General features: G+C 74.1%; 6 protein-coding genes. All 6 read left to right on the plus strand.

Annotated elements, in window-relative coordinates; translation table 11 throughout:
* Positions 1-175: 175 nt before the first annotated feature.
* A complete protein-coding gene (locus ACI79L_RS23845) occupies positions 176-601 on the plus strand; it encodes a hypothetical protein (RefSeq protein ID WP_456939175.1) in 426 nt (141 codons plus the stop codon).
* A gap of 46 nt (positions 602-647) precedes the next feature.
* A complete protein-coding gene (locus ACI79L_RS23850) occupies positions 648-833 on the plus strand; it encodes a hypothetical protein (protein ID WP_456927414.1) in 186 nt (61 codons plus the stop codon).
* Positions 834-902: 69 nt separating this feature from the next.
* On the plus strand, positions 903-1,328 hold the full coding sequence (locus ACI79L_RS23855) for a lipopolysaccharide assembly protein LapA domain-containing protein (protein ID WP_456939176.1): 426 nt from the start codon (positions 903-905) through the stop codon (positions 1,326-1,328).
* Between the two features lie 148 nt (positions 1,329-1,476).
* Positions 1,477-3,321, plus strand: a complete 1,845-nt coding sequence (locus ACI79L_RS23860) for an acyl-CoA dehydrogenase (RefSeq protein WP_456939177.1) — start codon at positions 1,477-1,479, stop codon at positions 3,319-3,321.
* Positions 3,322-3,531: 210 nt separating this feature from the next.
* The gene (locus ACI79L_RS23865; RefSeq protein ID WP_456927411.1) at positions 3,532-3,783 is read left to right on the plus strand and encodes a hypothetical protein; all 252 of its coding nucleotides are present in this window, start codon (positions 3,532-3,534) and stop codon (positions 3,781-3,783) included.
* Positions 3,783-3,974 (plus strand): hypothetical protein, encoded by a 192-nt coding sequence (locus tag ACI79L_RS23870; RefSeq protein ID WP_456939178.1) that lies wholly within the window; start codon positions 3,783-3,785, stop codon positions 3,972-3,974. The genes ACI79L_RS23865 and ACI79L_RS23870 overlap by 1 nt, the downstream gene beginning before the upstream one ends.
* The last annotated feature ends 43 nt before the right edge of the window (positions 3,975-4,017 follow it).

Raw genomic sequence — 4,017 nt, forward strand, 5'->3', positions numbered from 1 at the left:
CCGTCGGCCCCTTCCTCGGCGGCTGGCTGGTGGAGTGGAGCTGGCGGGCGGTCTTCCTCGTCAACCTGCCGCTGGCCGTCGTGATCGTGCTCGTCGCGGGGGGGGCCGTGCCCCCGACACCGGCCCCCCCCCCCCCCCCCCCCCGGGCCCGGTCCCGGGCCCGCAGGATGGACCGGTGACCGTGGACCGCAGCCGCCCCGACCTGGACGACACGACCGTCGAGGGCCTCGGCCGGCTCTCCGAGGCCCTGGAGACGATCGAGCAGGCCCGCGGCCAGCTCTACGGCTTCCACCAGCACTCCGGCAAGGCCGACCTGCTCCTGCAGGAGGCGGTGGAGCTGTTCCGCAAGGCCGGGCACACCGACCTCGCCGACGACCTCGACCGCGATCTCGTCGGCCGCAACGTCATCGCCGACCGGTGGACCTTCCAGATCGTCGAGGACTACGACGCGAACTACTGGTCGGTGTTCCGCGCCTTCGACGAGCGGGCCCGCGAGGAGCTGGCCGACGGCGACCGGCACGTGTTCGAGGCGCGCATGAAGCAGCGCGAGCGCACCGCCGGGCACCCCGCGCACGAGGCCGGCCCCGCGCTCGACGACTGACGCCGTCCGGTCGCCGCCCGCCCGCCGGGGCCGCAGACTCGGGCGGGTGAGCACCCGCGAGCAGAAGATGCCCGAGCCGGACGAGCCGCGCTCCGTCGGCCCGCTGGGCAGCAGCGAGTCCGGCCCGCCGGCGCCCGACTCCGACGGCCCCGAGGCGACCGGCCCGGCCGACGGCGCCGCCGGCCCGTCCTGGCCTCCCGCGGAGACCGAGCCGGCCGCGCACAGGGACTGATCCCCCGCCCGCGGACGAGACCCGGGGGTCCGCGGTTTGAGGGGGCCGCCCCGCGGACAGTCCGTGATCATGACTGCTCCCGGTTCGCCCGCCGACCCCCGGTACCCGACGTCCGGCACGTCCGCGCCCGGCAGCGACCCGCTCGCCGGCGGCTACGGCACCCCGTCGACGTCCGCCGGCACCACCCCCGCCGGCACCACCCCCGGCACCACCCCCGCCGGCACCACCCCCGCGGCGGCGCGCCCGTCCGCGCCCTCGCGCGCCGGGGCCGCCGGCCGCACGATCGGCCGCGGCCTCGCCCTCGGCCTGCTGCTGTTCGTCACCGTCCTGCTGGTGCTGTTCGTCGTGTTCAACGGCCAGACGGTGCAGATCAGCCTCGTCTTCGGTGACGTGCGGGCGCCGCTGGTGGTGGCGCTGCTCATCGCCGCGGCGCTCGGGGCGCTGGTCGCCTCGTTCGCCGGCCTCCTGCTGCGCGCCCGCCGCCGCAACCGCTGACCCTCCCGGCCCGGGACGCGCCTGACCCCTGCGGGCGTGTCCCGGACCACGGCCTTGCTCCTGGTTACCCGCCGGTAATAACGTTCGTTACCGGCGAGTAGGTACCTGCTCGCCGTCCCGACGGCACGGAGCAACGGAGCCTGACCGCATGAGCCACTACACCGCGAACCTGCGGGACCTCGAGTTCAACCTCTTCGAGTTCCTCGACACCAAGGACCGGTTCGGCACCGGCCCGTTCGCGCAGATGGACGCCGAGACCGCGCGCGGTGTGCTCGCCGAGATCCGGCGGCTGGCCGAGGGCCCGGTCGCCGAGAGCTTCGCCGACGCCGACCGCAACCCGCCGGTGTTCGACCCCGCCACGCACTCGGTGACGCTGCCCGAGTCGTTCAAGCGCTCCGTGCGCGCCCTCGAGGACGGCGAGTGGTACCGCCTGGACCTGCCCGAGGAGCTCGGCGGCTTCGGCGCTCCGCACGCCCTCACCTGGGGCGCCTTCGAGATGGTGCTGGGCGCCAACCCCGCCGTCTTCATGTACGGCGCGTGGGCCGCCTTCGCCGCCGTCCTGCACGAGCTCGGCACCGCCGACCAGAAGCGGCTCGCCGAGCTGATGATCGAGCACCGGTGGGGCGCCACGATGGTGCTCACCGAGCCCGACGCCGGCTCCGACGTCGGCGCCGGCCGCACCAAGGCCGTGCAGCAGGAGGACGGCTCCTGGCACATCACCGGCGTGAAGCGGTTCATCACCTCCGCCGAGCACGACCTGTCCGACAACATCGTCCACCTGGTGCTGGCCCGCCCCGAGGGCGCGAAGCCCGGCACCAAGGGCCTGTCGCTGTTCGTCGTCCCCAAGTTCCACGTCGACCTCGGGACCGGCGCGATCGGCGAGCGCAACGGCGTGTACGTCACCAACGTCGAGAAGAAGATGGGCCTCAAGGTCTCCACGACCTGCGAGCTCACCTTCGGCGACGGCCCGGTCCCGGCCCAGGGCTGGCTGGTCGGCGACGTGCACGACGGCATCGCCCAGATGTTCAAGGTCATCGAGCACGCCCGGATGTTCGTGGGCACCAAGGCGATCGCCACCCTGTCGGCGGGCTACCAGCAGGCGCTGGCGTTCGCCAAGGAGCGGGTGCAGGGCGCCGACCTCACCGCCACGTCGAAGGACGCCCCCCGGGTGACCATCACCCACCACCCCGACGTCCGCCGCTCGCTCATGCTGCAGAAGTCCTACGCCGAGGGCATGCGCGCGCTGTACCTGTACGCGGCCAGCTTCCGCGACCGGGTCACCGAGGCCGAGGCCGCCGGCACCGCCGACAGCGAGGAGGCCACGCTCGCCGCCCGCGTCAACGACCTGCTGCTGCCGGTGGTCAAGGGCTTCGGCTCCGAGCGGGCCACCCAGCTGCTCACTCAGGAGTCGCTGCAGACCCTGGGCGGCTCGGGCTACCTGCAGGACTACCCGATCGAGCAGTACATCCGGGACTCCAAGATCGACACCCTCTACGAGGGCACGACGGCGATCCAGGGCCAGGACTTCTTCTTCCGGAAGATCGTCAAGGACGGCGGCGTCGCGCTGACCTGGCTGGCCTCGCAGATCCAGGCCACCATCGACGCCGAGGCCGGCAACGGCCGGCTCAAGGAGGAGCGGGCGCACCTCGCGACCGCCCTCGGCGAGGTCCAGGCGATGCTCGCCGCCATGTTCGGGCAGCTCACCGGCGCCCAGCAGGACATGACCAGGCTCTACGAGGTCGGCCAGAACACCAGCCGGCTGCTGCTGGCCGTCGGCGACCTGGTCACCGCGTGGCTGCTGGTCCGCCAGTCCGAGGTGGCGCTGGCCGCCCTGGCCGGCGAGGTGGGCGAGAAGGACCGCCTGTTCTACGAGGGCAAGCTCGCCGCCACCCGCTTCTTCACCACCCAGGTGCTGCCGCGCCTGGCGGGCGAGCGGGCCGTCGTCCAGGCCACCGACAACGCGCTCATGGAGGTCCCCGAGGGCGCCTTCTAGGGCGCACCCTGCACCTCCCGGCGGCCGCCGTCCCCTCGTCGGGACGGCGGCCGCCGTCGTCCCGGAGGACCTCGTCCTGCGGTGCCCGTCCTCGCGCTGCGGGGTGAGGGCGGGCACCGCGGGGCGAGGTCGGTCGTCGGCCGCCGGCCGTTTCGCGGGGCCGACGGCGGGCATGGCCTCCCGCGACAGCGCCGTCGGACAGGAGGCACCATGACCGACCCGCAGGGCAGTGACCGCATCCAGCAGGGCGTCCCGACCGCGTCGGGCTCCGGCGACAACAGCAGCACCGGGACCGGCTTCGACGACGTCCCCCTCACCCGCGACGAGGCCCTCGAGCGGGACGCCGCCTCCGGCGACGACCTGCCGGCAGGTGCCGACAGCGACATCGCCCGGGCCCGGACGGACGGCCCGTCCGGCGAGGTCCCGGGGCCCACGCCCCGTTCCGGAGGGAGATCGGACTGATGAGCGAGACGGACCACACCGGCTACCGCGAGTCCCCGGACACCACCGACGGTCCGACCGCGAGCAACATGGTCGACGGTGTCACCGGCGAGGACCGGCCCGACGGCGGTGAGCAGGACACGACCCTCACCACCGACGACGACGCCCAGCGCGACGACTCCGTGGTGCGCGGCGGCAACGAGGCCAGCTAGACCGGCACACGCCACGGGGCGCCCCCGATCCCGGATCGGGGGC

This window comes from Geodermatophilus sp. SYSU D00684, from assembly GCF_054050455.1.

Bases quoted from the DNA above. Each gene is read 5' to 3' on its own strand.
- ACI79L_RS23855 (WP_456939176.1), top strand. From the start codon at position 903: ATGACTGCTCCCGGTTCGCCCGCCGACCCCCGGTACCCGACGTCCGGC.
- ACI79L_RS23860 (WP_456939177.1), top strand. From the start codon at position 1,477: ATGAGCCACTACACCGCGAACCTGCGGGACCTCGAGTTCAACCTCTTC.
- ACI79L_RS23865 (WP_456927411.1), top strand. From the start codon at position 3,532: ATGACCGACCCGCAGGGCAGTGACCGCATCCAGCAGGGCGTCCCGACC.
- ACI79L_RS23870 (WP_456939178.1), top strand. From the start codon at position 3,783: ATGAGCGAGACGGACCACACCGGCTACCGCGAGTCCCCGGACACCACC.